Annotated in this window: 28 protein-coding genes and 1 tRNA gene; 12 read left to right on the top strand and 17 right to left on the bottom strand. The window is 58.6% G+C overall.

All coding sequences use genetic code 11. From position 1 onward, the window contains the following. Positions 1-6: 6 nt before the first annotated feature. The 3 genes from H7848_RS07010 to H7848_RS07000 all read left to right on the top strand — a co-directional run bounded on the left by H7848_RS07010 (position 7) and on the right by H7848_RS07000 (position 2,592). On the top strand, positions 7-384 hold the full coding sequence (locus H7848_RS07010) for a hypothetical protein (RefSeq protein ID WP_208349350.1): 378 nt from the start codon (positions 7-9) through the stop codon (positions 382-384). A gap of 276 nt (positions 385-660) precedes the next feature. Continuing rightward, on the top strand, positions 661-2,475 hold the full coding sequence (locus tag H7848_RS07005; RefSeq protein WP_208349348.1) for an extracellular solute-binding protein: 1,815 nt from the start codon (positions 661-663) through the stop codon (positions 2,473-2,475). Between the two features lie 3 nt (positions 2,476-2,478). Continuing rightward, a complete protein-coding gene (locus H7848_RS07000) occupies positions 2,479-2,592 on the top strand; it encodes an entericidin A/B family lipoprotein (RefSeq protein ID WP_208349346.1) in 114 nt (37 codons plus the stop codon). A gap of 54 nt (positions 2,593-2,646) precedes the next feature. Here the strand turns inward: H7848_RS07000 and H7848_RS06995 are convergent, their stop codons facing one another. From H7848_RS06995 to H7848_RS06975, 5 genes are all read right to left on the bottom strand, one after another. After that, the gene (locus H7848_RS06995) at positions 2,647-4,296 is read right to left on the bottom strand and encodes a saccharopine dehydrogenase family protein (protein ID WP_208349343.1); all 1,650 of its coding nucleotides are present in this window, start codon (positions 4,294-4,296) and stop codon (positions 2,647-2,649) included. Then, positions 4,293-4,742: a thiol-disulfide oxidoreductase DCC family protein gene (locus tag H7848_RS06990; protein WP_208349340.1), complete on the bottom strand. Its 450-nt coding sequence runs from the start codon at positions 4,740-4,742 to the stop codon at positions 4,293-4,295. Before H7848_RS06990 ends, H7848_RS06995 begins: the two co-directional genes overlap by 4 nt. 102 nt (positions 4,743-4,844) lie before the next feature. After that, on the bottom strand, positions 4,845-6,734 hold the full coding sequence (locus H7848_RS06985) for an acyl-CoA synthetase (RefSeq protein ID WP_208349338.1): 1,890 nt from the start codon (positions 6,732-6,734) through the stop codon (positions 4,845-4,847). 100 nt (positions 6,735-6,834) lie between these two features. Next, entirely contained in the window at positions 6,835-8,628 is a 1,794-nt protein-coding gene (locus H7848_RS06980; protein ID WP_208349334.1) for an ABC transporter transmembrane domain-containing protein, read from the bottom strand. Between the two features lie 99 nt (positions 8,629-8,727). After that, positions 8,728-8,801: transfer RNA gene (locus tag H7848_RS06975), tRNA-Gly, on the bottom strand. 111 nt (positions 8,802-8,912) lie between these two features. Here H7848_RS06975 and H7848_RS06970 point away from each other — a divergent pair. Next, positions 8,913-9,338, top strand: a complete 426-nt coding sequence (locus H7848_RS06970) for a protein tyrosine phosphatase family protein (protein WP_208349332.1) — start codon at positions 8,913-8,915, stop codon at positions 9,336-9,338. A 134-nt stretch (positions 9,339-9,472) separates the two neighbouring features. Here H7848_RS06970 and H7848_RS06965 read toward each other — a convergent pair whose 3' ends face one another. Continuing rightward, positions 9,473-10,627, bottom strand: coding sequence for a FliM/FliN family flagellar motor switch protein (locus H7848_RS06965; protein WP_208349330.1), 1,155 nt, complete (start codon positions 10,625-10,627; stop codon positions 9,473-9,475). A 197-nt stretch (positions 10,628-10,824) separates the two neighbouring features. Here H7848_RS06965 and accB point away from each other — a divergent pair, with 197 nt between their 5' ends. The 3 genes from accB (at position 10,825) to aat (ending at position 13,472) form a co-directional block, all read left to right on the top strand. Further along, positions 10,825-11,310: an acetyl-CoA carboxylase biotin carboxyl carrier protein gene (gene accB / locus H7848_RS06960; protein ID WP_208349329.1), complete on the top strand. Its 486-nt coding sequence runs from the start codon at positions 10,825-10,827 to the stop codon at positions 11,308-11,310. 9 nt (positions 11,311-11,319) lie between these two features. Next, the gene (accC, locus tag H7848_RS06955; RefSeq protein WP_208349328.1) at positions 11,320-12,666 is read left to right on the top strand and encodes an acetyl-CoA carboxylase biotin carboxylase subunit; all 1,347 of its coding nucleotides are present in this window, start codon (positions 11,320-11,322) and stop codon (positions 12,664-12,666) included. Between the two features lie 161 nt (positions 12,667-12,827). Then, positions 12,828-13,472: a leucyl/phenylalanyl-tRNA--protein transferase gene (gene aat, locus H7848_RS06950; protein WP_208349327.1), complete on the top strand. Its 645-nt coding sequence runs from the start codon at positions 12,828-12,830 to the stop codon at positions 13,470-13,472. Here aat and H7848_RS06945 read toward each other — a convergent pair. From H7848_RS06945 to H7848_RS06920, 6 genes are all read right to left on the bottom strand, one after another. Continuing rightward, positions 13,436-13,792 (bottom strand): DUF2155 domain-containing protein, encoded by a 357-nt coding sequence (locus H7848_RS06945; protein ID WP_336512073.1) that lies wholly within the window; start codon positions 13,790-13,792, stop codon positions 13,436-13,438. The two genes, aat and H7848_RS06945, sit on opposite strands and share 37 nt — an antisense overlap. After that, the gene (gene mlaD, locus H7848_RS06940; RefSeq protein ID WP_208349326.1) at positions 13,789-14,238 is read right to left on the bottom strand and encodes an outer membrane lipid asymmetry maintenance protein MlaD; all 450 of its coding nucleotides are present in this window, start codon (positions 14,236-14,238) and stop codon (positions 13,789-13,791) included. Before mlaD ends, H7848_RS06945 begins: the two co-directional genes overlap by 4 nt. 14 nt (positions 14,239-14,252) lie before the next feature. Beyond that, positions 14,253-14,636 (bottom strand): NADH:ubiquinone oxidoreductase subunit NDUFA12, encoded by a 384-nt coding sequence (locus tag H7848_RS06935; protein WP_208349325.1) that lies wholly within the window; start codon positions 14,634-14,636, stop codon positions 14,253-14,255. Between the two features lie 242 nt (positions 14,637-14,878). Further along, on the bottom strand, positions 14,879-15,244 hold the full coding sequence (locus tag H7848_RS06930; protein WP_208349324.1) for a Rid family hydrolase: 366 nt from the start codon (positions 15,242-15,244) through the stop codon (positions 14,879-14,881). Next, on the bottom strand, positions 15,234-16,499 hold the full coding sequence (gene clpX, locus H7848_RS06925) for an ATP-dependent Clp protease ATP-binding subunit ClpX (RefSeq protein ID WP_208349322.1): 1,266 nt from the start codon (positions 16,497-16,499) through the stop codon (positions 15,234-15,236). The genes H7848_RS06930 and clpX overlap by 11 nt, the downstream gene beginning before the upstream one ends. A 134-nt stretch (positions 16,500-16,633) precedes the next feature. Beyond that, positions 16,634-17,272: an ATP-dependent Clp protease proteolytic subunit gene (locus tag H7848_RS06920; RefSeq protein WP_208349321.1), complete on the bottom strand. Its 639-nt coding sequence runs from the start codon at positions 17,270-17,272 to the stop codon at positions 16,634-16,636. A 171-nt stretch (positions 17,273-17,443) separates the two neighbouring features. Between H7848_RS06920 and H7848_RS06915 the strand changes: the two genes are divergently transcribed. Then, complete coding sequence (locus H7848_RS06915; RefSeq protein WP_336512072.1) at positions 17,444-18,664, top strand: FAD-binding domain-containing protein; 1,221 nt, start codon at positions 17,444-17,446, stop codon at positions 18,662-18,664. A 364-nt stretch (positions 18,665-19,028) separates the two neighbouring features. On the opposite strand, the gene H7848_RS06910 is transcribed toward H7848_RS06915, so the two are convergent. The 5 genes from H7848_RS06910 to H7848_RS06890 are packed head-to-tail and all read right to left on the bottom strand — an operon-like array spanning position 19,029 to position 23,505. After that, the gene (locus H7848_RS06910) at positions 19,029-19,517 is read right to left on the bottom strand and encodes a DUF6505 family protein (protein ID WP_208349319.1); all 489 of its coding nucleotides are present in this window, start codon (positions 19,515-19,517) and stop codon (positions 19,029-19,031) included. Beyond that, a complete protein-coding gene (locus H7848_RS06905) occupies positions 19,514-20,224 on the bottom strand; it encodes a biotin/lipoate--protein ligase family protein (protein WP_208349522.1) in 711 nt (236 codons plus the stop codon). Before H7848_RS06905 ends, H7848_RS06910 begins: the two co-directional genes overlap by 4 nt. Continuing rightward, positions 20,224-21,291, bottom strand: a complete 1,068-nt coding sequence (locus H7848_RS06900; RefSeq protein ID WP_208349318.1) for an Mrp/NBP35 family ATP-binding protein — start codon at positions 21,289-21,291, stop codon at positions 20,224-20,226. The genes H7848_RS06905 and H7848_RS06900 overlap by 1 nt, the downstream gene beginning before the upstream one ends. A 6-nt stretch (positions 21,292-21,297) precedes the next feature. Then, on the bottom strand, positions 21,298-21,492 hold the full coding sequence (locus tag H7848_RS06895) for a DUF6494 family protein (RefSeq protein WP_208349316.1): 195 nt from the start codon (positions 21,490-21,492) through the stop codon (positions 21,298-21,300). A gap of 54 nt (positions 21,493-21,546) precedes the next feature. Beyond that, on the bottom strand, positions 21,547-23,505 hold the full coding sequence (locus tag H7848_RS06890; protein ID WP_208349315.1) for a 4Fe-4S binding protein: 1,959 nt from the start codon (positions 23,503-23,505) through the stop codon (positions 21,547-21,549). A 328-nt stretch (positions 23,506-23,833) separates the two neighbouring features. Here H7848_RS06890 and H7848_RS06885 point away from each other — a divergent pair, with 328 nt between their 5' ends. The 4 genes from H7848_RS06885 (at position 23,834) to H7848_RS06870 (ending at position 25,894) form a co-directional block, all read left to right on the top strand. Then, the gene (locus tag H7848_RS06885; protein WP_208349314.1) at positions 23,834-24,400 is read left to right on the top strand and encodes a DUF3305 domain-containing protein; all 567 of its coding nucleotides are present in this window, start codon (positions 23,834-23,836) and stop codon (positions 24,398-24,400) included. Continuing rightward, positions 24,397-24,990 (top strand): DUF3306 domain-containing protein, encoded by a 594-nt coding sequence (locus H7848_RS06880; RefSeq protein WP_208349313.1) that lies wholly within the window; start codon positions 24,397-24,399, stop codon positions 24,988-24,990. Before H7848_RS06885 ends, H7848_RS06880 begins: the two co-directional genes overlap by 4 nt. A 44-nt stretch (positions 24,991-25,034) precedes the next feature. Continuing rightward, the gene (locus tag H7848_RS06875; protein WP_419555497.1) at positions 25,035-25,640 is read left to right on the top strand and encodes a TorD/DmsD family molecular chaperone; all 606 of its coding nucleotides are present in this window, start codon (positions 25,035-25,037) and stop codon (positions 25,638-25,640) included. Between the two features lie 62 nt (positions 25,641-25,702). After that, positions 25,703-25,894 (top strand): ubiquinol-cytochrome c reductase iron-sulfur subunit N-terminal domain-containing protein, encoded by a 192-nt coding sequence (locus H7848_RS06870; protein WP_208349308.1) that lies wholly within the window; start codon positions 25,703-25,705, stop codon positions 25,892-25,894. The last annotated feature ends 88 nt before the right edge of the window (positions 25,895-25,982 follow it).

Here is a 25,982-nt window from a genome sequence, read left to right as displayed (position 1 = left end):
TCAGGCATGGCTTTTGGACTTTTCAGAATCATCGCAGGTGATTTTCAGCACGCATCGGGGCATCAGTTTCGCGACGGGAAACTGTGTTTGAAATCCGCCGACCGCATTCACCGCGAAATCATCGACACGAACCAGATCGAAAAGATCGAGGAGGTCTCGGCTGACGATTCGCGTTCCATCACCGGGTCATTCGGATGGGGACTGGCCGGCGCCTTTGTCGCGGGCCCCCTGGGCGCGCTGGCCGCTGGGTTTATTGGCGGCAAACGGAATGAGGTCACTTTTATCTGCACACTGAAAGACGACCGCAGCTTCGTCGGCGTCATCAACGCCCGCGACTACCGCGACCTGTCCGCGCCTTTCCTGCTAGCGAAAAAAGACGCGTGACACTGATTTGTTGACATCTGCGCAGTCCCGGACCTGATCCGGGACCTCATAAATCCCACACACCGAAAAGACCGTAACCTGATAGCCAAAAAAAACGCCAGCACGAAGCTGGCGTTGAGTTATTGAGGCAGGTTTCATACAGGCAAGAAACCTATCGAGCAGTGATCCCTTTATAAGCAATCCGGCGCTGCGGTCCAAGCTAAAAGTTTGAAAAGGTTGAAAAGCCTGCGTACGATATCGCCTAACGAAAAAGGTCGATCAGGAATTGTTCACAAAATGAAATCAATCTGTTTCCCCACAGCCAGGGTTTTGGGCCTCATCACTGCTGTCCTTTGCAGCTTGGGATTCGCCGCGGCAGAGCCCCAGCATGGCATAGCTATGTATGGGGACCCTGCCCTGCCACCGGATTTTGTGTCTTTGCCCTATGTAAACCCAGATGCGCCCAAGGGTGGGCGGATCGTTCTGGCGGAACGCGGCAGCTTTGACAGTCTCAATCCGTTCATCTTCAAAGGGCGCGCTCCGTGGCAGCTGCGCTTTCTGGTCTCGGAAAGTCTGATGGGCCGAAACTGGGACGAACCCTTCTCGCTCTACGGTGTTTTGGCCGAATCGATTCAGGTCGGACCCGACCGCGAATGGGCCGAATTCACCCTGCGCGAAGGGGCGCAGTTTTCCGATGGCACCCCGGTCACAATCGAAGACGTGATGTGGTCCTATGAAACACTCAGCACCCAGGGCCACCCCCGCTATCTGGGATTATGGAGCAAGGTGGAAAGCATGGAACAGACCGGGCCCCGGTCGGTCCGGTTCAGCTTCAACAGCTTTGATCCCGAACTTGCGATGCTGATCGGCATGCGGCCCATCCTGAAAAAGGCCCAATGGGATGGCGTGGATTTCACACAATCGACATTGGATAATATCCCGATCACCACCGGGCCTTATGTCATCACCGATTTTCGCGCGGGCCGTTATGTGGAATTGACGAAAAACCCCGACTACTGGGGCGCCGACCTGCCCTTCACCCAGGGCCTTTATAATCTGGAAACGATCCGTATCGAATTTTTCGGCGATTCAAATGCGATACTCGAGGCCCTGAAAGCAGGCATCATCACATCCCACCGCGAAAGCAACCCCCAGGCCTGGGCTGTGCAGTATGATTTCCCGCGTGTGCAATCGGGCGAGGTCGTGAAATCGGAAATCCCGCATCAGCGGCCTTCGGGCATGACCGGCTATGTCATGAACACCCGCCACAGCCTGTTTTCCGACTGGCGGGTACGCGATGCGTTGATCCATGCGTTCAACTTCGAATTCATCAACCAGTCGATCACCGGCGGCCTGCAACCCAGGATCACGTCTTATTTCTCAAATTCCGAACTGGGTATGCGCGATGGCCCGGCCGAAGGGCGCGTACGCGACCTGCTGGAACCCTTTGCCGATATCCTGTTGCCGGGCATGCTGGACGGCTATAGCCCGCCCGTATCCGACGGTACCCTGCGCAACCGCCAAAACCTGCGCCATGCCGTGGCCCAGCTTGAGGCCGCGGGCTGGACCGTGCAGGACGGCATCCTGCGCAATGCCGAGGGCCGCGCCTTTGAATTCGAGATCCTGCTGAAACAGGGTGACACCGAAAACACCGCCATCATGAACATCTATGTGCAAGCGCTGGAACGTCTGGGGATCAAGGCCACCATCGTCACTGTCGATGACGCCCAATACACCGACCGCACGAACAACTATGACTTCGACATGACGAACTATCAGGTCGGCCTCAGCCTGTCGCCCGGCAACGAACAATATGCCTATTGGGGCGGTCAGGGGGTGAACCAGCCCGGCACGCGCAACTGGATGGGCGTGAACGACCCCGTCGCCGAAGCGATGATCGACCATATGCTGGCCGCGGAAACGCGCGATGACCTGATCACCGCCACCCGCGCATTGGACCGTGTGTTGACTGCAGGTCGCTATGTCATTCCGAATTACCAGTGGAACGTCAGCCGGATTGCGCACGCGCGTCAGCTCAAATATCCAGAATATATACCGATCTATGGAGATTGGTTTGATTGGCAACCACATGTTTGGTGGTACGAGGAGTAAAACATGAAAAAAGCTGCTGCAATAACCCTTATTTTGTTGAGCCTCGCGGCCTGTAATACGGTCGAAGGTATGGGACAGGATATAAAAAGTGCCGGGGATTCGATTTCGAATCTCTAATGTAAACAATGGTTTCTGCCGCGAAATTCACTCATTTCAGCGGCAGAAATCTGCTCAGGCCGATCGGGCCACGTCCTGATCGGCCAAACCCTGCCCAACACTCCGCAACTGCCCGCGATAGTGGACAACCAACCCGATGCCAATGGGTGCGGACAGCTTTACGTCAAACCGAAATTGACCATTTTCAGCGCTTTCCGTCGCCACACTGATCGGAAGCAGCCATTTCGGAATGGGGATCAGATTAAAGGCCCGCGCCGACAGCACCGGAAAATGCAGCGCGCGGTCTTTGACATGCAGGCCCAACAGAAAGCTGATCGGTCCGAACCGCTCGATCATCCCGTTTTCACCCGGCGTCAGGTAAGACCGGAAGCGGTGACCGTCAAAGTTCCTTTCCCAAACCTCGGTTTTGCCTTGGCGGGTTTTGATGACCTCGACCGGGATATCGTCATTGGCCTTTGGAAAGCGAAACAGCCACCCAGTCAGGCGCGACAGCGGATGCGTGCCGCGTGAAATCTGAGATGTGCCGACCATCCGCAATGTACCAACCGTCTGATGCGAGGCCTGCACTGGTTCTGGCAGATCATGGAAACTATCGCCCAGAACCTGTTGAAAGGCCGGGATAATATCCTGCTCTTTACGCAGGGTCTCGACGGCCAGATCGCTTATGGCATCTTCGATCTGCGCCAGATCAAGGCTCGCCACTGCGGCCCGCGCACCTGGCGTGATCCGGTCCGGCGCCCGCAAAGCCGCGCGGGTGGCAACGGCGGGGATAAACGGCCCCTCGCCCTGTTCGGCGACCAGATACCAACTGCGACGTATCCATCGCACCCCTTCGCGTCCGGTCACATGCACAACCATGCCGCCACGGTCACTGCCAAAGGGCCACAGCATCTGCGCCGCCGCTCGCGTCAGGGAAAACAGCGGTTCACCCACCGGAAACCCCAGCTTGCCGCGCGCCCATGAAAACGCGCCCAGGCCATAGTTCATCACACCCAGTTCCAGGCCCGCGCGGAACATCACCGTACGCGCACCGAAGGCTTCAGGGAAAAGCTGCAGGTCAGGCACATTGATCACCCAGCCCTGCCGCCGCAACCCCGGTGCCAATTGATAACGCACCGGGTCCGACCAACTGCGCATCTGATCCCACTGCCCACCGCGCCAAATCTGCATCGGTTGTCCGGCCTGCGACAGAATGCTGGCGATGACCGATTTGCCACGCGGCGCACGATTGCCCGGCAGGATGGCGCTTTCGATGGTGTCGATCTCCTCTAACCCGTCGGCCAATGCCGCCACGGCCGCCGACGACACCGCAGGCACGCTGGACAATCCCGACAGCGCAAAGCAGCCCTTGTCGCGGGCCAGATCATCCAAGGCACTGATCCCTTTGCAGAAATCGGCATCATCGCATAGATCCAGATAGTGCATCCCGCGCTCAAGCACCGCGCGGGCAAAGCCATAGGGATCATCGCCATAGGCATGAAAGGGCCCCGCGGCATCGACGACCACATCGGGGGCCAAATCGAACAGCGGGCCCAGATCACCGGTCCGATCCAACTGCAACGCGGTTGCGCCCACCTGCCCCGCCAACGCCTGCGCGCTGTTCAGGTTGCGCCCCGCGATGACAACATCATGCCCATCGCGGCACAGCAAATGTACGACACGTTCCCCAAAAACGCCGTAGCCGCCCAGAACGACAACCTTCATTGCATCAGCCGTGCGCGCAGGCCCGGATCAGGCACCGCGCACATATCTTTGCGCCCAAAGACCGAATACCGATTGCGCGCGATGCGGATATAAAGCCAATCACGCAGCGGCCGTGGCAGGATTTTCAGCGCCGCCAGCAGTCGCCCCCACCCACCGGATCGCAGCCCGACATGGATCATCGCGTCAAACCCGGTATGGGCCTGCCCATCTTCCAGAAACAGCCAGCTTTCGGGATCATCCATCTGAAATCCGTAATGCGATAAAACCGCCTGCCCAAAGGACGTTTGCACGGGGCAGATGCGAATATCACCGGATTTGTCCATAAAATGGATGGCCCGCGCCCCAAAGGTGCAAAGTGCGCAATTGCTGTCCATAAAAGCAATCGGCTGGCTATCATCAAAATCGGGCACCTTCGGATCGGCGCGGTAACTATAGGGTTGTGCCATCGGACACCTCATATCATGCAATACAGTGTAATTCGTTGACACAAAAGGAAAAGCCCCCTGCGCCAGAATGACACGAGGGGGCTTTGACATCATTTTTACGACCTAGCTGGCGTCAGCCCATTCCCAGGGCCGGGCGAAGTTGCCCAGTACATTTGTCACCGCGTCATCCGTCACATCGCCGGTCTTCGACAGTTTGGCAACCAGCCCGCGCTTTTTGTCATCGACGACGGAAACGACCTGGGCGTGCACCTCGGCCTTGTCCAGCGCGCCGTTATAAACCCGTGTGATCGCCATTTTCCGCAGATCAGGCTTAAAGATTTTACCCACAGCGGTCTTGGGCAGCTCATCCACAATCTCGATATATTTTGGATGCGCGGCGCGTTCGTGGACGTGTTCGTTGGCATACTCCATCAGCGCGTCGATGGTCACATCGGCGCCATCGACCAGTTCAACATAGGCACACGGCAACTCACCCGCATGCGGGTCAGGCTGACCGATGGTGCCGACAAAGGCCACGGCCTCATGCCCTGCCAACGCCTCTTCAATCTCGGCCGGGTCAATGTTGTGACCACCGCGAATGATCAGGTCCTTCGCGCGGCCCGTGATCCAGATATAGCCATCGGCGTCGATGCGCCCCAGATCACCGGTGCGCAGATAGACATCGTGGTGGAACAGGTCGTGGTTCTTGTCGACTTCGGTATAAGTTGACCCTTCGTAGACACCGGGGGCATCAATGCAAATCTCGCCCACTTCATCCACACCACATTCCACCGGACCATCCGCCGTCTGCGTCAGAATCTTCACATCCGTATAAGGGAACGGCAGACCCACGGACCCGATTTTCTTTTCGCCTTTCACAGGGTTACAGGACACAACGCAGGTCGCCTCGGTCAGGCCGTAGCCTTCGACAATCGTCACCTCGGTCGCCTTTTCGAACCGCTTGAACAGCTCAACCGGCAGGGGCGCCGACCCCGAAAACGCGGTCTGCAGGGTCGACACATCGGCATTCACCGGCTTTTGCATCAGCGCCGAAATCGCCGTGGGCACGGTGATCATGAATGTCACCTGCCAGCGTTCGATCAGCTTCCAGAAATTGTCGATCACCCCTTCACCGCGATAGCCCTGAGGCGTGGGAAACACCACATGCGCCCCGCTGCGGATCATCGCCATGAAGATCGGATAGCAGGCAAAGACGTGGAACATCGGCAAGGGGCAGATGATCGTGTCTTTTTCGGTAAACAGAATGCTGGACCCGACCCAACCGTTATAAACCATGCCGGAATATTTATGCTGCGCGACCTTGGGCGTGCCGGTCGTGCCGCCGGTGTGGAAATAGGCCGCAACGCGGTCGGTGGTGCTGTCGGGGAAGTCCAGCGTGGTGTTGTGCTTGGCGATTTCAGCGTTGAAACTCAGCACCTTGGCCTGATGCTGAACATCGACCTTGGGTCGGATCAGCGGCACGATGAATTTCTTCAGACCCGTCAGATAGCGCAGCAGGTCGACCTCAACCACATGGGTCACATTCGGGGCCATCGCGACGGCTTCAGCGGCCTTTTGCGCGACGTCGGTCTTTGGAAAACCCTTCAGCGTGACCAGCACCTTGGCCTTGGTTTCGCGCAAAATGCCCGCGATCTGTTCGGCATCCAGCAGCGGGTTGATCGGATTGACGATCCCCGCAACCATACCACCGATCAGAGTGATATTCGCCTCGTTACAATTGGGCAGCATATAGGCGACGGTGTCCTGTTCGCCCACGCCCAGACTGCGAAACATATTCGCGGCCTGTGTCGTCTTGGCGTGAAATTCGGACCAGGTCAGCGTTTCGGCCTTGGCGCCCGGATCGGAAAACAACTGAAACGATACTGCAGGACGATTGCCATGGGTGCTGGTCGTCTGACTGAGCATTTCATAGACCGTAACGGGCAGGCCCTGCTCTTCCCAGGTTTTTTCGCTCTCGATACGTTTCTTGTCTTCGATCGTGTTGTACTCCACGCCGAACTCCTCCCCTTATTGTCTGGTGTGACCAGTATTGTTCCGTAAGGAAAATGATCAGAAAGAGGGGGTCTGACAATCCCCTAATCGGGCAAAAATGCTATTGTGCCGCTACGCCATCCGTGAATTGCAGCCTTGCAAGCCGTGCATAAAGACCCTGTTCGGCGACCAGTTCGTCATGGGTGCCTTCGGCGATGATTCGACCCTGATCAAAGACCAGAATGCGGTCGGCCTTTTTCACCGTGGCCAGTCTGTGCGCGACGATCAGGGTTGTGCGGTCGGCGCTCAGGTCCTCAACCGCGCGCTGCACCGCCTGTTCACTTTCCGCATCCAGAGCCGAGGTCGCCTCGTCCAGCAGCAGCACCGGCGCATCGCGCAAAATGGCGCGGGCGATTGCGATCCGCTGTTTCTGTCCGCCCGATAACATCACGCCACGTTCACCAACATAGGTGTCATAGCCATCGGGCAAAGCGGTCAGAAAGTCATGCGCGGCGGCGGCCTTGGCGGCGGCTTCGACGTCGGCATCGGCGGCCTCGGGCCAGCCAAAGCGGATGTTTTCCCGCGCACTGGCGGCAAAGATCACCGGTTCCTGTGGCACCAGTGCAATCGCCTTACGGAATTCGTGCCGCGCCATATCGCGCAGATCGACACCGTTCAGCGTCACGCGCCCCTGTTCGGGGTCATAAAATCGCTGCAGCAACTGAATAATCGTCGACTTTCCCGCCCCCGACGGCCCGACCAACGCCACCGTTTCACCAGGATTCACATGCAGACTGACGCCATCCAATGCAGCCTGCGCGGGGCGCGAGGGGTAATGGAACGTCACGTCCTCAAACGTCACGGTGCCCTTCTGCACATCCGGCAGCGCCCGCGGCGCCAGCGGGTCCAGCACGTTGTCTTCGGCGTTCAAAAGCTCAACCAGCCGTTCCGTCGCCCCCGCCGCGCGCTGCAACTCGCCCCAGATTTCCGACAGCGCGGCAACGGCACCCGCCACCATAACCGAATAGATCAGGAACTGCACCAGTTCGCCCGGCGTCATCACCGCCGTGCGCACATCATTCGCGCCGATCCACAACACGCCGACGATCCCCGAAAAGATCAGGAAAATCACGATCATCGTCATGATGGCCCGCGTCCCGATCCGCTTGCGGGCCGAGCCAAAACTTTGTTCGGTCAGGTCGTCAAAGGCCACGCGGCTTTGCGTTTCATGGGTGAAGGACTGCACGGTCTGGATCGCCCCCAAAGCCTCGGACGCGTTACCCGATGACGCAGCGATCCAATCCTGATTTTCGCGGCTCAGCACACGCAGCTTGCGGCCCAAAACGATGATCGGAACGATCACCGCAGGCACGATCAGCAACACCAGCCCCGTCAGCTTGGCCGAGGTCAGCATCATCAGCGCCAGTCCGCCAACCAGGATCAGCGCGTTGCGCAGGGCGATCGAAATCGACGACCCGATCACCGACAGGATCAGCGTGGTGTCTGTGGTGATCCGGCTTAAGACCTCGCCCGTCATGATCTTTTCATAGAACGCTGGCGACATGCCGACGACCCGTTGAAAGACTGCTTTGCGAATATCGGCCACCACCCGTTCCCCAAGCCGCGTGACAAGATAATACCGCAGCCCCGTTCCCAGGGCCAACAGCGCCGCAATCCCGATGGCGGCAAAGAAATACAGGTCCAGAATGGCCGAATCTTCGACGTTGAAATTATCGACCACCCGGCGCACGGCCATTGGCAGCACCAGCGACACCGCCGCCGTCAGTACCAGTGCCAGAATGGCCAGCGCCAACTGGCCTTTATACGGCCAGATAAAAGGCCAAAGCGCCCTCAGCGCCCCGATCTGTTTTGATTTTTCGCGTTCTTCTTCGCTTGGTACCGGCGCCGCCGCCATTCCCTGTCGCCCTTGTTCGTTTGATTTCATTGTTCATAATCAAACCGAACGGCGGCAACAAGATGTTGCAGCTTGCGGCATAGCGTCATGTCTTGGGATTGGAGCGGGCAGCGGGAATCGAACCCGCACCAAGAGCTTGGAAGGCTCGTGTGATACCATTTCACCATGCCCGCGCCTGACTTTGGTGTTTAGGGCACCGCGTCGGGGGCGTCAAGAATCCAAGTGCTACAAAAGCGACCCGGTTGCGCTGGACGCCGCGGCACGGGTGCCGTAAGTCTTGGCCCATGGATATCAGACAGTTGACCGACACCTACGCCGTGTCCCCACAAATCACCCCAGACGACATGCCCGCCATCGCCGCGGCGGGGTTCAAAACCGTGATCTGTAACCGGCCCGACGCCGAAAACACCGCAGACCTGCATATCGATCAGATGCAGGCCGCAGCAGATCAGGCGGGGCTGTCGTTCAAACTGAACCCCTTTCCCAGCCCGATGATGTCGATGGATCACGTGACGGAACAGGATCACCTGGTCGAAAATTCCGCCGCCCCTGTGCTGGCTTATTGCGCGTCAGGCACGCGGTCCTGCCGGGTCTGGGCATTGTCACAGGCGGGCAAGATGCCGACTGACGATATCATCGCCGCCGCCGCCCGTGGCGGCTACCAGATCGAAGACCTGCGCCCCCATATCGACGCCCTGGCCAAACGCTAGAAGATACGCTGCTGACGCAGCATGGCCTGCGGCCTTAGAGTATTTATGGAACAATAAAGGTAGGTCTTATCTTTATTGTTCCATAAATACTCATGTTGAGATGTCTCAACACGTGTTTTGTCAGAGTGGCGTCATCAGTCCGGTATTTGCGGAAAATCCGCCAGTTCGGGCAGATCGTCGAGTGACGGGAAATCCGGCAGATCGCTGGTCTGATCTGTATCGATATTGAGTTCCGGCAGATCGTCCATCGCGGGCAGATCATCCAGGCCCGGCAAATCGGATGTATCGGGCAAGGGGCTGGCGGGAATATCGATCGGGGGTGGCGCGACCGCGGGCATATCATTGACCGCAGGCATTGGCCCCGACGCCAGCGGCATCTCTTCCAGGGCGTCACTGTCGGCCACATAGCTGACCGTGCGGTTTTCCTGCAACCGCACCGCCCGCGCGCCGTTCAACTGCCCCAAGCGTGCATAACTGACGACCTTGCGATCGGGGCCTTCCAAACGGACACCGCCCACAGCGCTGATGGGGATGGGAATATCATCGCCCGGCTGCAGACGCGTCAGCGCCGACAGCGGCAGCGCCACGCGCGCCAGAACGGCGTTCAGCGCGACCTCGCCCTGCAGCACGCGGGCCTGCAGGCCTGCTTGCCACTGCTCTTTCGCGGTCTCGGCCCCGTGATCCTGTGCACCCGCAGGCTGCGATGGCAGGGCGATGATCATCTGCCCCTCTTTCGAACCATTGCCGAAATCCAGCGTCAGGCGCAGGACGTTATAGTACACGTCCTCAAGCACCAGACCGGCCAGACGGGCACTTTCCAGAACCACGCCGGCGCGATAGCCAAGCGCCCATTCGATGCCGGCCTCGTCATGCAGTTCCTGACCGAAGCGCTGCAAAATCTCGTTCAAAAGCGGCTCTAACATTGCGGCATCGATCCGCGTCGGCGCGCGATTATCGGCAGGGCCCGGCAAAACGCGCCCGATTGTCTGAACCTCGGTCACGGCGGACAGGCTTTGCAAATCGGCCACCACCAGGCCCGGCCCATCGCCCGGCCCCGTCAGCGTCATCAGCAGATGATCCTGCGGCAGCCCATCGCACAGCGCCTCAAGATCCAGTTTCTGATCCTCGACCCCCAAAACCCGCAAAGGCAGATCCAGCTGCTCTTCCGCACCCTTCGAACAGGCCAGCCGAATGGCGCGCGCGGGCGTCATTGTCTGCGCCTCGATCGTGGCACGGCCAACCGCTGCCATGCGTCGCAATATCGACTGCGGGTTCTGATCCATCGTCATTCGCTGCCTTGTCCCTTTGGGCAGTTTTGGCCGAAAATTCTTACCAATAGGTTGATAACCAAGGTTAACAGATCACGGCTCAACAGGAAATCGCGCAGCCCACTTGCATGGCACCACTTTTCGCTTCACAAGGCATAGGATATATATGCTGCAACAGCCCCTGCATCAGACAGGGCGAAAAGGGACATGAGGACGGCATGGCGAAGACGAACCACGATAACGACGTTGCCTTTATCAAGGCACTGGCCGAATTGCTGGCGGAAAACGATCTGACCGAGCTTGAGGTCAAGCGGGATTATGCCGAGGCCGACAGCCTGCGCGTCCGCGTCAGCCGCGCCAAGCAGATCGCCGCCACAGTTGCGGCCCCCATCATGCAAGAAGCCGCACCGGCCCAGGCCCCCGCGGCAGCGCCTGCGGTCGAGGCCCCCATCGAAGACCCCGCCAACCTGCCCGGTGCTGTCACATCGCCTATGGTGGGCACCGTTTATCTGCAACCCGAACCGGGCGCATCGCCCTTTGTCAGCGTGGGCCAAAGCGTCAGCGAAGGCGACACCCTGCTGATTGTCGAGGCGATGAAAACCATGAACCACATCCCCGCGCCCCGGTCGGGCACGGTCAAGCGTATTATGGTCGAAGACGGCACACCCGTTGAATTCGGCGCGCCCCTGATGGTCATCGAATAAGGCGTTCAGATGTTTGATAAAATCCTGATTGCGAACCGGGGTGAGATCGCGCTGCGGGTGATCCGTGCGTGCCGCGAAATGGGCATTCATTCGGTCGCCGTTCATTCCACTGCCGATGCCGACGCGATGCATGTGCGTATGGCGGATGAGGCGATCTGCATCGGCCCGCCGCCCAGCCCAGACAGCTATCTGTCGATCCCGGCCATCATCTCGGCCTGCGAAATCACCGGCGCTCAGGCCATTCACCCTGGCTATGGTTTTCTGTCTGAAAACGCGAATTTCGTGCAGATAGTCGAAGATCACGATCTGACCTTCATCGGCCCCACCGCCGAACACATCCGCGTCATGGGTGACAAGATCACCGCCAAGGACACGATGAAAAAACTGGACGTGCCTTGCGTGCCGGGCTCAGACGGGGGTGTGCCCGATCTGGACACCGCGAAAAAGGTGGCCGCTGACATCGGTTTTCCGGTCATCATCAAAGCCACCGCGGGTGGCGGCGGGCGCGGTATGAAGCTGGCTGAAACTGCCGAGGATCTGGAAAGCGCGTTCTTTACCGCGCGGGCCGAGGGCAAAGCGGCTTTTGGCAACGACGAAGTTTATATCGAAAAATATCTGGGCCGACCCCGCCACATCGAAATTCAGGTCTTTGGCGATGGTAAGGGCAACGCGATCCACCTGGGTGAACGCGACTGTTCGCTGCAGCGCCGTCACCAGAAAGTGTTTGAAGAGGCCCCCGGCCCCGCCATCGACGCGGAAACGCGGGCCAGGATCGGTAAGGTGTGCGCGGATGCGGTCGCTCAGATTAACTATATCGGCGCCGGCACCATCGAGTTTCTATATGAAGATGGCGAGTTCTATTTTATCGAGATGAACACCCGCCTGCAGGTCGAACATCCGGTGACCGAGGCGATCTTTGGCGTCGATCTGGTGCGCGAACAGATTCGTGTGGCCGCGGGCCTGCCGATGTCTTTCGGGCAGGATGATCTGACGATCAACGGCCATTCCATCGAAGTGCGGATCAACGCGGAAAAACTGCCTAATTTTTCACCATGCCCCGGTCGGATCACGCAATATCACGCGCCCGGTGGTCTGGGCGTAAGGATGGATTCAGCCCTTTATGACGGCTATTCGATCCCGCCTTACTACGACAGTCTGATCGGCAAGCTGATCGTGCATGGCCGCGACCGGCCCGAAGCCCTGGCCCGTCTGAACCGCGCCCTGGGCGAGCTGATCGTGGATGGCATCGACACAACGATCCCCCTGTTCAGCGCACTGCTGGCCGAAAAGGATATCCACACCGGCGATTACAACATCCACTGGCTGGAAAAATGGCTGGCGGAAAATGTGGGCTGAAATGCTATCAATTAAATCGGGATTGCCTGACCAATTAGACTCGCCCGGTGGGTACCACCGGGCCGCGCCGGCCCGAGGGCGGCGCGTTTGCGCCACCCTCGGGCCGGCGCCGCCCTCTGCATTAAAGCGTTGTCGTCTCGCTCTCTTTATCCAAAAGGGTCATGTCTGAACCGCCACTGACGCCTGAACTGCTGCTGCAAGCCTATTGCAACGGCATCTTTCCGATGGCCGAAGGGCGCAACCAAGATGAGGTGTTCTGGGTCGACCCCACCCGCCGGGGTATCATTCCGCTGGACGCTTTTCATATATCACGCTCGCTGCGGCGGGCTTTGTTGCGGCAGAATTATCAGATTACGGTCGATCGGGATTTTGCGGGCGTGGTCCAAGGCTGCGCTGATCGGGACGAAACATGGATCAACGCGCGTATTCTGAATGTCTATATGGCGGTCTTCGACGCAGGCTATGCGCGTTCGCTTGAGGTCTGGCGCGACGGTGCCCTGATCGGCGGCGTCTATGGCGTCGCCATTGGCGGGGCGTTCTTTGGCGAAAGCATGTTTTCCCGGGCGACGGATGCATCGAAAATCGCGCTGGCGTATCTGATGGATCGGCTAAAGATCGGGCGATTTCAACTGTTTGACACGCAATTCCTGACGCCGCATCTGGCGTCACTGGGCGCGGTGGAAATCAGCCGGGCCGAGTATCACAAACGCCTGCAAGCGGCATTGAAGCTGGATGCCGATTTTCTGAAACAGGACGGCGCGCCCGCTGCTCAAGACGTGATACAGCGCAACGCCCAGACATCATAACGCGCATGATCAAGCGCGTTCAACGCGGGCGAAGATGCGACCATCCAGCCGAAAAACGCGGCATCCTGATCGTCAATTTCTCGAATGTTCATAAGAACATAGGCATCACCCGCCGGATTATTGGTCGGAAAACGGCATTCCTGCACCGTGATTTCGATCCGGCCAAAGCGCTGCACCTGACCGGCGGGGATTTCCAGATCGACCACCGCGCCTGTCATCTTATCCAACGCCCGAACCATGGCCGCCTGGGCATTCGTCGTTTCCTGCGCGACCAAAACGCCAGGCAGGATCAGGGCCAACAGGGTGGCGGTCCACCTCACTCTTCGCCCTTGCCTGCCACAAATTTCAGCAGCAGCGATATCAGGCTGACGGCGCCCTGGGTGTCCAGAATCTCATCCCCCGGCTCGTAGTTAAAGGGCGATCCGCCGGGCTGAATTTCAATGAAATTGCCACCCAACAGCCCCTCGGACGATACAAGGATAATGCTGTCGTCGGGCAGTTCGATGCTGCTGTTCAGGGAAACTGTGGCATCGGCGCGGAAGGTCTGCGGATTCAGATCCAGCGCAGACACCGTACCCACCTTGACACCCGCCAACCGGACATCTGTGCCGACGCTTATGCCCTCGGCCGACCGGAAACTGGCGGTCAGATCATAGGATCCGGTGTCGCGTGTATAGCCGGTGAATTGCGCGGCATAGATCATGAAAGCCGCAGCGGCGGCAAGAACGGCGCCCCCCACCATGACTTCTGTTGAACTGTGTGACATCTGTTTTGCCTCGGTTATTCCGGCGTCCAGGCTTCGTAATCCTGACGCTCTTTCGGTTGTGCTTGGCGGATCGACCCGGCGGGCGCATAGGCCATGACGGTGCCGGTCAGATTTTCCTGATGCGGCTTTTCCCAGGTCTTGCGCGGCAGCGGTTTTTTTGTGGGCGGTTCATCCCAGGTGCGATGCAGCCAACCGTGCCATTCCGGGCCGATCCGGCTGGCCTCGGTCTCGCCCGCATAAATCACCCAACGGCGCTTGCCGTCGCGGGTTTCATAGAAAATATTCCCCTGATCGTCCTCGCCCACCTTCACGCCCTTGCGCCAGGTAAAAAGCTGGGTACCGATGGTCTGGCTGTCCCACCACGTTATCGCGCGAAAGATCGTTCTTAGAATGCCCATCCGGCACCTCCTGTTCTTATGATGGGATATGACCCATTCTGCTGACAAGGTCCAGAGGAACGCTCTTGCAGAGCGTGGCCTTCGGCGAGAGTGTGAGGGCCGATACAGAAACCGTCCGGTGGACGGTTTCAGGCCCGAACGGGCGGAGCTCAAGCCAAGAAGAAGGCTTTATTCGTCTCTATTCTTCTTCTTGGTCCAAAATACTCTGGGGTGAGGCCCAACGGGCCGAGGGGCAACGCCCCTTAAGCCAGTGCGGTAACTTCGATTTCGATGCGATGAACGTCGTCAATCAACCGGCATTCGATCATGGTCGCGGCGGGTGGGTTTTGACCGAAGATGTCGCGCAATGTTGGCAGACAGGTTTCAAATTCGGCCTTATCCACCAGATAATACGTCACCCGAACCACTTTATCAAAACCCGACCCCGCCTTTTTCAAAGCCGTTTCAATAATTTGCAGCGCGTTCTTACATTGGTCCAAGGTTGTCTCACCCGGTCCGACAGTGCCCGCCACATGCACAAATCCACCTGCCACAACAGCGCGGCAGTATCCTGCAACCTGTTCGTATTCCCCGCCCGAGGAAATGCGCCGGATGTCTTTATCCGGCACTCGCGGGTTCTTCCTTACGATCGGCGTGGATCATCAGGGGTGCAGCTTCGGTCTTGACGGCCTCGTCATTTACGACCACTTCGCTGACACTTTCCAAACCGGGCAGATCAAACATTGTATCCAGCAGGATATCTTCCATGATCGACCGCAGCCCGCGGGCACCGGTTTTCCGTTCGATGGCACGTTTCGCAATGGCCGACAGCGCATCTTCGGTAAATGACAGAGCAACACCTTCCAGTTCAAAGAGCCGCTGATATTGCTTGACCAGGGCGTTCTTGGGCTTTGTCAGAATCGTCACAAGGGCGTCTTCGTCCAGATCCTCAAGCGTCGCAATGACGGGCAGACGGCCTACGAATTCGGGAATCAGGCCGAATTTCAACAGATCCTCTGGTTCAAGCTCTTTGAACAGATCACCAACCCCGCGATCATCATTGTCACGCACATCCGCACCGAACCCCATAGCCGAGCCCTTGCCGCGTTGCGCGATGATCTTATCAAGACCCGCAAAAGCGCCGCCGCAGATAAACAGGATATTGGTCGTGTCGACCTGCAGGAATTCCTGTTGCGGATGCTTGCGCCCACCCTGGGGCGGCACGCTGGCCACAGTACCTTCCATGATCTTCAACAACGCCTGCTGAACCCCTTCGCCCGACACATCACGAGTGATCGAGGGATTGTCGGATTTACGCGTGATCTTGTCGACCTCGTCAATATAAACGATGCCGCGTTGCGCGCGTTCGACGTTGTATTCGCTGGCCTGAAGCAATTTTAGAATAATGTTTTCAACATCTTCACCAACATAACCGGCTTCGGTCAATGTCGTCGCATCGGCCATGGTAAATGGCACATCCAGAATCCGCGCCAGCGTCTGCGCCAGCAAGGTCTTGCCGCAACCTGTGGGGCCGATCAGCAGAATATTCGATTTCGCCAGTTCGATGTCACCGGATTTTGATGCGTGATTCAGGCGTTTGTAGTGGTTATGCACCGCCACCGACAGCACCCGTTTCGCAAAAGACTGACCGATCACATAATCGTCCAGGACATCGCAAATCTCTTTCGGTGTGGGCACGCCATCGGACGATTTCAAACCGGCTGATTTCGTCTCTTCCCGGATGATATCCATACAAAGTTCGACACATTCGTCACAGATGAACACCGTGGGGCCAGCGATCAGTTTTCTGACCTCATGCTGACTTTTGCCGCAAAAGCTGCAGTACAAAGTGTTCTTACCATCGCCGCTAGAGTTATTTGCCATCACATATCCTCTGGGCGCTTGGCCCGCTGTGCATTCCGAATACTCGCTCGGATCGGGCTGCCCTGCCTGGCAGCTTAGGCCAGCCCATACCCATCTACAACTTCAAAATGTGCCGTAATTCCAACGACACAGCGTTACGACCCTGACGAGTCATCTTCCGTTTTTACACGGTTCTCGACGATCTCGTCGATAAGGCCCCATTCTTTTGCATCCTCAGGCGACATAAAATTGTCACGCTCCAGCGCGGCCTCGACCTTTTTCAGCGTCTGGCCGGTGTGTTTGACGTAAATTTCGTTCAAACGCTGTTTCAGTTTCAGCGTTTCTTCGGCGTGAATCATGATGTCGGTCGCCTGACCCTGATACCCGCCCGACGGCTGGTGCACCATGATCCTGCTGTTGGGCAGTGAAAACCGCATGCCGGGTTCACCCGCCGTCAGCAAAAGCGACCCCATGGATGCCGCCTGCCCGATCACCAGCGTGCTGACCTTGGGTTTGATGTACTGCATCGTATCATAGATCGACAGACCGCTGGTCACGACGCCGCCGGGGCTGTTGATATACATCGAAATCTCTTTCGACGGGTTTTCAGCCTCAAGATGCAAAAGCTGTGCGACGATCAGCGATGACATGCCGTCATGCACCGGGCCGTTCAGAAAAATGATCCGTTCCTTCAGCAGACGCGAGAAGATGTCATAGGCGCGTTCACCGCGGCTGGTCTGCTCAACCACCATGGGAACCAGGTTATTCATATAGTGTTCGTATGGGTCTTTCATAAACTCTGCCTCGGCTGATCAACTGCACACTTAAGACGAATGTGCTAACGGAGTCTTAGTGCCGCAGCAATATGGCCGCAAGGTCAAGTACAGAAATCATCTGTTTGGGACGACACTTGAAAGGCTGGGGGGCCGATTTACCCTTTCTGCCAAGTTGAAAGGGATCAGATCGTGCCAAACATCACATTTCCGCCAACGCGGGCCGCAGCTTTGGAAAAACTGAATGATTTTTTGCCGAAGGCGGGGCGGGATTACGCGGCCAAGCGGAATTATGATCTGGGCGATCAGGGGCACCCGCATGTGTCGGGGCTGTCGCCCTATCTGCGGCACCGGTTGGTTACCGAGGAAGAGGTGCTGCAGGCGATTTTGGGCCGGTTTTCGCTCAGCACAGCTGAAAAATTCGTGCAAGAGGTGTATTGGCGGACCTATTGGAAGGGCTGGCTGGAACTGCGCCCACAGGTCTGGCGGGATTATCAGATGGGTCTGCAGGCCGCGCTGAACCGGGTGCAAACCGAAAGCGGGTTGCGCCGCGATTGGGAAGCAGCGTGCAGGGGCGAAACCGGCATCGACTGCTTTGACCACTGGGCGCAAGAGTTGAGGCGCACCGGATATCTGCACAATCACGCGCGGATGTGGTTTGCCTCGATCTGGATTTTCACGCTTCGATTGCCGTGGGAACTGGGTGCGGATTTCTTTCTGCGGCACCTGCTGGATGGTGATCCGGCGTCCAATACGCTTGGGTGGCGGTGGGTCGGCGGGCTGCAGACTATCGGCAAAACCTATCTGGCACGGGCTGACAACATAGAAAGATATACCGAAGGCCGGTTTCGGCCGCAGGGGCTGGCACAACAAGCCGCCCCCCTACCCGACGCGCCGCACCCGCCCCGGATGGCCGCGCCCGAACCTGCGGCCTGGCAGATGACGGATCGGACCGGCGTGCTGTTGACGGAAGAGGACCTGAGCCCCGGCTATCTGTTGAACGGACAAAAGCGGCCAAAGGCCACGGCGGTGTTGCTGTCGGTCCAAGGCAGATCGCCGCTGACTGTGTCCGACGGCGTCACGGCGTTCGCGCGCGGGGCGATCGACGATGCGGTGGCCAGATATGGGGATAAACTGGGCGATGTGAGGTTTCTTGCTGCGGGATCGGATGTGGCGGTTTGGGCCGCCGAAAACGGGCTGGATCAGATTGTGACACCCTACGCACCGGTCGGTCCCGCGGCGGATGCGGTGGCGCAGCTGGAGGCCGATCTGACATCAAAACAGATCGCTCTGATCCGCGCCCTGCGCAACTACGATGCACACTGCTGGCCCCATGCCACGCATGGGTTTTTCAAATTCAAAGAGAAAATCCCCAAGTTCCTCGCCGATCTGAAAGGCATCCGTGCGGCCTGACCAAACACCTTTGCCCCGCATCACCTTTGGGTGGCAGGGTCTGAGGTCTGATCTGATAAGAAAGGTGGCGCCACCGTCTTGAGGGTTGGTTTAGCCAGAAAGGGGTCGCAAGCCCCCCACCTTTTGTCTCATGCATGATCTTTCAGGCGGCTTTATGTCTTGGGGTTCCAAGCCAAAACACAAGTTCTGGAAAACCATTTCTTTGTTCGACGTCGTGAGATGGGGTTGTAGGCGAGAGATGCTAACGTCCGGTTGCAGCTGCGTACGGTCGGATTTGAGTATTTTTGCCAAGAAGAAGCAGGTAGGGTGCTCTTTATGCCTTCTTCTTGGTCCAAATACTCACGACACCGAAATCAGCCACCCGCTAATGCTCATGGTCATCGAGCGATCCGTGGATCGCGAATTGCTCCATCCCTGCGTCCTGAGGGGCGATGGTGCGGAAGCTTTCCTTGACGCCCGCTTCGGTCAGGTCGCGCTGTACGGTCAACAGAATATTGGTGTCCTGATCCTCGCACAGCTCACGCATGTGGTCCAATTCCTCACGCGCGACGTCCAATGCAGCCTCAAAAGACGGGGCGCCGTAGATATCGACAAAATGCTGCGCCAGATTTTGCGCCAGCGAGTCATATTCCCCCTGTTCGATCTGCGTGACCGCCACAAAAGTCACCCGGCCAAAGGTTTCGACCCCAAGCCAGCCGTTGGAAAACGCCTGCCGTGCTTTGCCGGTCAGGTCGGCTTCGCCCCAGTTCGAAAACTCAAACCCACCGCTAACGGCCCATTCGCCCGTGCGTGCGGGATTGTGAAAGACGCGCATATCGCTTTCGTCGAAATGGATGGCGCGGGCCAGTTTCATGGGGCATGTCCTTTCAAAATCATGCGCAGCGGGATCAGATGCGTTGTTTTATCATCCCGCAAAAGCATTCCAAAGTGTTCATCGACGCCGACGAATGTGCCCGCCTGATCGCCCACTGTCGCGGCCTCGCCCACGCCATGGGCCAGCCCCATCCATTCACGGTGCAGCGGGCCTGTGCCTTCGTCCGACCAGCGGTTGATCCATACCAGCATGTGCCGCGCCCAGCTTTCCAGCAGCTGCGCCGGATCGATGTCAACACAGCCTTCGTCATAAAGCGCGGTTTGATCAGGGGTCAAACCGGGTGCGTTACTGGGTTGAATGAACGGCACCTCAAGCCCGATGACCAGCCAATCAGGGGCCTGGGACCCATCGGTGCCGGAACTGGCGGCCTGAAAAAATCCGCAAGATGCGCCGTTGACGCGGATGCCGCCGGCCCATTCCAAATGCACGGCGACCTCGGGCGGGGCCAGGGCCCCCAGGGCGTTCTGGAACCCGATGCCGCAGGCAGGCAGCATGACCATCGCCTGATCCAGCGGCACCTCGGGGGCAAAGACCATGGCCGCGCGCAGCCGGTCGGCCTGGACGTTATGCACCACCAACCCCGCGTCGCAGCCAAGTGCGGCCTGCGCCTGGGCCTGATCAAAGGGATCCATGGCGCCGGTGACACCATACCCCTGCAACAGCGGGGGGAAGGTGGGCTCACCCATCATGCGCGGCCCGCCTTGATCAGATCACGCGCCACCTGACGGAAGCCTGCCGCCTGGGCGCTGTCGGGTTTCGACACCACAATCGGCGCGCCCCCGTCGGCAGCCAGCCGGATATCCAGATGCAGCGGGATTTCGGCCAGCAGGGGCACGCCCAGCTTTTCAGCCTCGGCCGCGACGCCGCCATGGCCAAACACATGTTCTTCATGCCCGCAGGCCGAGCAGATATGGGTCGACATATTCTCGATCATGCCGAAAATCGGCGTTTTCATCTGGTTGAACATATCGATACCCTTGCGCGCATCGATCAGCGCCACATCCTGTGGGGTCGACACGATCACCGCGCCGTCGACGGCGAATTTTTGGGTCAGGGTCATCTGCACATCGCCCGTGCCCGGTGGCAGATCGACCAGCAGCACATCCAGCGCGCCCCATTGCACCTGGTTCATCATCTGCTGCAGCGCGCCCATCAGCATCGGACCGCGCCAGACGACCGCCTGATCGTCGTTCGTCATCAGACCGATCGACATCATCGTGACGCCGTGGTTGCGCATGGGCAGGATTGTTTTGCCATCGGGCGAGGCCGGACGCCCCGAAACCCCCAGCATCCGCGGTTGCGAGGGGCCGTAGACATCGGCGTCCAGCAGACCAACCCGGCGCCCTTCTGCGGCCAGGGCACAGGCCAGATTGGCCGAAACGGTCGACTTGCCCACACCGCCCTTGCCCGAGGCGATGGCGACGATCCGATCAACACCAGGCACTTTTTGCGGCCCCTGCGGTTCGGCCTGACGCCCCGGTTTCAGTTCGGGCGGCGCGGCGGGTTTGCTGTGAGCCGTCATGACGACCGACACCGACCCGATGCCATCCAGCGCCTTCAGCTTTTCTTCGGCTTCAACCCGCGCGGGTTCCAGCGCCTTGGCGCGGGCGGGGTCGATTTCCAGAACGAACCGCACATTGCCGTCATCGACATTCAGCGCACGCACCATGCCCGCCGCGACGATATCCTGCCCGCCAATCGGATCGGAAACAGTTTTCAATGTTTCCAGCACCTTATCACGTGTAATTGACACCAGACGCTACCCTTGCCCTTCGATCTTTCCGGTGACGGTATGTTCCAGATCCAGCCCGTCAATGGTCAGTATCATCTTGGCTTCAAACGTCTTGCCGCCTGTGTCGCCCGCGTTGCGCATCGCGTCTTCAATCGCCTGTTGCGAGGTCACGCCGACCTGCTTGAGAAACTTGCGCATGCTCATGTTGAAATCGTCGCTCATTTTGGTTTCCTCCCCTGTTAGATGGTTGAGCGCCTGCGGCTCAGTGTCAAAGCCCTAGTGATCCCGGCGCTTGCTGAAGTAGTCATCGGTGGTGCGCACGCGCGGACGTTCGCCCCCGGCAAAGGGATTGTTTTCCGAATGATACTGCGCCTGCACCCGGCAATTGTCGCACATCTGGATCATCCGCACGGCATCTGGGCTGCCGAACATCGAATGCTTGCCCGCCAGTTTTTCAGTGATTTTCTCAATCGTCGATTTCACCCCGAACAACGTGCCGCATTCGATACAGGCAAAGGGTTCTTCCTCATTCAGCACACGCTGGTCAAAGGCCGCGTCCGAGGTATCAATCTGGGGCTGCAGCGTGATCGCGGTTTCGGGGCAGATATTGGCGCACAGCCCACATTGCAGACAGGCGTCTTCCTGAAAGCGCAGTTGCGGCAGGTCGGGATTGTCGACCAGCGCACCCGAGGGGCAAAGCGACACGCAGGACAGGCACAGCGTGCAGGCATCGGTGTCGACCAGAACCGCGCCATAGGGGGCGTTTTCGGGCAGTGGGATCGGCGCGTCGGCATCGGGGTTCAGCGCCTTGGCCGCAAGACGCGCGACCTGACGGCGGGTGCCCATGGACAGAACGGGGTCGGCCAGAGCCGGGGCGGTGTCCTGATCATAAAGCGCGTCGGAAAGGTGATCGGGATCAGACAGGTCCAGCAGACGAATGCGCCCTGCCCCCGCAATCGCTTCGGCCAGGGCATATTCGCGGGTCAGCGCCTCACGTTCAGTTTTGGGGGACAGCAGCAGGTCAACGGCGGCAAAGCCGGATGCAAGGGCCCCCAGCATTTCAGAGTGGCCGAAACCGGACAGGGTTTCGATATCCAGTGGGATCACATCAGCGGGCAGGCCCCGGCCAAAACGGGCGGCCAGCTGGATCATCTCGGCCCCGAAATCGCGGTCGGTGACCAGCAGGCGCGGCTGTGCGCCGCCAGCCTGGCGGAAGGTGCGCGCCAGTGTGTCCATCCGGCGAAGCAGGAAATCGACAGGCGGGTCGTCATAGGTGATCGCACCTGACGGGCACAGCGCCGAACAGGCCCCGCAGCCCGCACAGATCATCGGATCAATCGCCACATGATCACCGTTGGGGGTAATCGCGCCGGTGGGGCATATGTTCAGACAGTTCGAACAGCCCACCTGCCCCGCGCGGGAATGGGCGCAGAGCGAGTCCTCAAGCCGCACATAGAACGGTTTTTCAAAGGTACCGACCATCTGCGCTGCGTCAAAGGCCACCTTGGCCACCGCGCCCGGATCACGCGGATCGGCGCGCAGATAGCCGTCGCGTTTCTGCGGTGCGGGCACCATCGCGGGCTGGCCGGTCAGATCGATCAGGATATCGCAGTGCGACTTTGCGCTATCTTTGGGATCGGTCAACTGGAACGCGCCACGCCCGCCGGGCACAAGCTGTTGCAGACCGTCGATCCTCAGCTCAAACCGGCCAAAGGCGCCCTGCACCGTTTTCAGCCGCCCACGGACGATGTCAAAGCGCCGGTCGATCGGCAGATCGGCGTCGTCGGTCAACAACGCGGTGACATTCAGCGCCTCGGACAATTGTTCGGCCACAGGCAAAACAGCGTCAGATGCACCCACGATCAGGCACAGCCCCTCGGACACCACGTCGAACGCCTTCGACGGCGGTGGGGCAAGTTGCGCGTCGGCGATCAGTGCGGCCATCTTGGGCGTTGCATTCTGGCCTTCTGCCGTCCAGCCCGCGCGGTCGCGGATATCGACGAAGACGGGCGGATCTATCTGCAGATCAGCTGCCAGCTCTTCGAACCGGGCGCGTTCCTGCTGGCAGGCGATTATCACATCACCCTCGGCCATCGCCTTGGTCGCTGTTTCGATCTGGGTCGTGCAGAGCGCGGTATGCACCTTGGAACAGCTGATACCACAGCCCGCCTCGATCGTATCCGGGTTAACCGACTGTGATCCCATACAGTCGCATAACAGTATTTTTTTGGACATCTTGCTCTCGATCTGCTGGCAGCGGTACATGCTGGCTGATGGCGCCCAAGCAAAGCCGATTTCTGAAACAGGGTAAAGCCCTATCCCAAGGGAATGTTGCAATCAACTCATGGGTGCGTCAAATCGACACAACTGGAAGGTGGTAATCTTGAAAATCCGTGATTATAACAGGTTGCCGCATTGCAGCATTCAAGTTGACCCTACGACCAAAGTCGGATGTGACACTTACACCCTTGGCAGCCCCCCCGTTTTTGCCGCATGCTATGGCATACGATTGGATTTTTGCCGGACACATGTCCTGTAAACTGGGGTTTTTGGGAGGCACTCTTTGGCAACTGCTGCCGCACGTCATGCCGTTTTACCGGTCGGTGTTGTTCTGCGCCGTGCGCCGGGTGTGACTCGGTGGGCGAAATGGTCTTGGAAGGCGGTTGGTGTGTTGCCCGGCGCGAAAGCGGCCGATTGGTCGGTTCTGCGCAGCGATGGCGATATCACTGAATATCACGCGGCCACTTTGCCCCTGACCCTGTGGGCATCCGATACCGAGGCGTATCTGGCCGCTTTGTCTGCGCAAGTGCCTTGTATTTATGTGGTCATGCGGCCCGCCCATGACGATGAAAAGCCGTTTGAGATGGTTTTGGCCACCGCCTCGCCCTATGAGGCGCAGGATTATACGGATGGGGCCGAAGATCAGGTTGAAAAAGTGTCGATGCCCGAAGGACTGGTCGCCTGGGTGCGCGATTTTGTTGAGGCCTATCATGAGGAAGAACAGTTCGTGAAGCGCCGCCGGGATCGCAAACGGGTTGACCTGAAAGAAGATGGCAAGGGTGATGCGCGCATTTCACAATTGTCCGATGTGTACCGCGCGCCCACAGTAAAACGAGAAAAGATGCATTGAGCCAACAGAGCGATTTCTGGTCCCGCCGCAAGGCGAAGGTGCAAGCGGAAGCCGAAGCGCAGGCCAAGGCCCGCGTGGCCGAAGATGTGGCCGAAACTCAGGCAGCTCTAGAAGAAAAATCAGACGACGAAATTCTGGCTGATCTGAAGCTGCCCGACCCCGATACGCTGCAGTCGGGCGATGATTTCAAGGCTTTCCTGCAACAGGCCGTGCCCGAACGGATCAGGCGCCGGGCGCTGCGGCGTCTGTGGACCTCGAACCCGGTTCTGGCCAATCTGGATCAGTTGATCGACTACGGTGAGGATTTCACCGATGCGTCCTGTGTGGTGGAAAATCTGCAGACGACCTATCAGGTGGGCAAGGGGCTGCTGGCCCATGTCCGCGAGATGGAAAAAGTACAGTCTGACGAGACGGCGGATGAGGATGAAATCATTGACGCCACGGAAGCTGAAATAGAAGTTGCTGAGACGCAACTATTTGACAACTATGACGTGCAAGAACTGGCTTTGACCGACGTACCGGTCGAAGCTGACGATGTGGAACCAGACGCCTTGCCACGGCGTCGGATGCGTTTTGAGTTTGAAACGTAGCCAAAGACCAACAAGAGCCTGAAAGGCCGGAAGGGAACGAAATGATGATGGCATCGGAAATGCCTCAGATTGCAGAAGAAGATCAGCTGCGTGCCGATCTTTATGATTTCCTTGGTCTTTTGCTGGCCCGCCCGCCCAGTGCGGATCTGTTGAGACATGCCGCGGGTCTGACCGGCAATGAAACTGATCTGGGTCAATGCATCACGTCGCTGGCCCGTGTATCGAAAGTGACGAATGAAAAAGCTGTCACGTCCGAGTTCAACGCGCTGTTCATCGGTCTGGGTCGGGGTGAGTTGCTGCCCTATGCCAGTTATTATCTGACCGGGTTTCTGAACGAAAAGCCTTTGGCGCAGTTGCGCAATGACATGGCGGCGCGCCGGATCACACGGGCGGAAAACGTCTATGAACCCGAAGACAACATCGCATCGCTGATGGAGATGATGGCGGGCATGATCACAGGGCGCTTTGGGCATCCCGCAAGTATCGCGGATCAAAAGGCGTTCTTTAACAAGCACATCGGCCCCTGGGCTGCACATTTTTATTCAGATTTGGAAGGCGCGAAAAATTCGGTTTTCTATGCCTCGGTCGCATCGGTTGGCCGGACCTTCATGGAAATCGAACGCGAAGCTTTCCGAATGGCCGCAGACTGACCGATGTCTGCACTCACCGGTCGCGATCTGCGGCCAAACACGAAGAAAGGGAATGGTCCCAAATGAGCAAGAAGAAAGAAGAGGGTGCAAGCCGCCGTGACTTTCTGAAGCTGGCTTCTGTTTCAGCCCCGGCTGCCGTTGCTGCTGCAACACTGACGGGCACTCAGGCAGAGGCGGCCGAGGTCGTCACAGGCGAAACCCGCATCCAGGACACAGCGCACACCCGCGCCTACTACGACAGCGCCCGGTTCTGATCGGACACTGATACAAAGCCGACCAATGGTTGCGTGACGCCCGACGGTCGGTTCCACGAAACCCCGCAAGCCCCTTTTGGGAAGGGTG

Origin of the sequence: Pseudaestuariivita rosea (assembly GCF_017592335.1) — a bacterium.
GTDB lineage: Bacteria > Pseudomonadota > Alphaproteobacteria > Rhodobacterales > Rhodobacteraceae > Parasulfitobacter > Parasulfitobacter rosea.
This window is presented reverse-complemented; position numbering and strand designations above follow the sequence as displayed.

Coding starts and splice junctions, on each gene's coding strand:
- H7848_RS06995 (WP_208349343.1), bottom strand. CDS start 4,296: ATGAAGGTTGTCGTTCTGGGCGGCTACGGCGTTTTTGGGGAACGTGTC.
- H7848_RS07005 (WP_208349348.1), top strand. CDS start 661: ATGAAATCAATCTGTTTCCCCACAGCCAGGGTTTTGGGCCTCATCACT.
- H7848_RS07010 (WP_208349350.1), top strand. CDS start 7: ATGGCTTTTGGACTTTTCAGAATCATCGCAGGTGATTTTCAGCACGCA.
- H7848_RS06965 (WP_208349330.1), bottom strand. CDS start 10,627: ATGACGATGGATCAGAACCCGCAGTCGATATTGCGACGCATGGCAGCG.
- accC (WP_208349328.1), top strand. CDS start 11,320: ATGTTTGATAAAATCCTGATTGCGAACCGGGGTGAGATCGCGCTGCGG.
- H7848_RS06980 (WP_208349334.1), bottom strand. CDS start 8,628: ATGGCGGCGGCGCCGGTACCAAGCGAAGAAGAACGCGAAAAATCAAAA.
- H7848_RS06890 (WP_208349315.1), bottom strand. CDS start 23,505: ATGTCCAAAAAAATACTGTTATGCGACTGTATGGGATCACAGTCGGTT.
- H7848_RS06895 (WP_208349316.1), bottom strand. CDS start 21,492: ATGAGCGACGATTTCAACATGAGCATGCGCAAGTTTCTCAAGCAGGTC.
- H7848_RS06910 (WP_208349319.1), bottom strand. CDS start 19,517: ATGAAACTGGCCCGCGCCATCCATTTCGACGAAAGCGATATGCGCGTC.
- H7848_RS06990 (WP_208349340.1), bottom strand. CDS start 4,742: ATGGCACAACCCTATAGTTACCGCGCCGATCCGAAGGTGCCCGATTTT.
- H7848_RS06905 (WP_208349522.1), bottom strand. CDS start 20,224: ATGGGTGAGCCCACCTTCCCCCCGCTGTTGCAGGGGTATGGTGTCACC.
- aat (WP_208349327.1), top strand. CDS start 12,828: ATGTCTGAACCGCCACTGACGCCTGAACTGCTGCTGCAAGCCTATTGC.
- clpX (WP_208349322.1), bottom strand. CDS start 16,499: ATGGCAAATAACTCTAGCGGCGATGGTAAGAACACTTTGTACTGCAGC.
- H7848_RS06935 (WP_208349325.1), bottom strand. CDS start 14,636: ATGGGCATTCTAAGAACGATCTTTCGCGCGATAACGTGGTGGGACAGC.
- H7848_RS06870 (WP_208349308.1), top strand. CDS start 25,703: ATGAGCAAGAAGAAAGAAGAGGGTGCAAGCCGCCGTGACTTTCTGAAG.
- mlaD (WP_208349326.1), bottom strand. CDS start 14,238: ATGTCACACAGTTCAACAGAAGTCATGGTGGGGGGCGCCGTTCTTGCC.
- H7848_RS06970 (WP_208349332.1), top strand. CDS start 8,913: ATGGATATCAGACAGTTGACCGACACCTACGCCGTGTCCCCACAAATC.
- H7848_RS06875 (WP_419555497.1), top strand. CDS start 25,035: ATGATGGCATCGGAAATGCCTCAGATTGCAGAAGAAGATCAGCTGCGT.
- H7848_RS07000 (WP_208349346.1), top strand. CDS start 2,479: ATGAAAAAAGCTGCTGCAATAACCCTTATTTTGTTGAGCCTCGCGGCC.
- H7848_RS06920 (WP_208349321.1), bottom strand. CDS start 17,272: ATGAAAGACCCATACGAACACTATATGAATAACCTGGTTCCCATGGTG.
- accB (WP_208349329.1), top strand. CDS start 10,825: ATGGCGAAGACGAACCACGATAACGACGTTGCCTTTATCAAGGCACTG.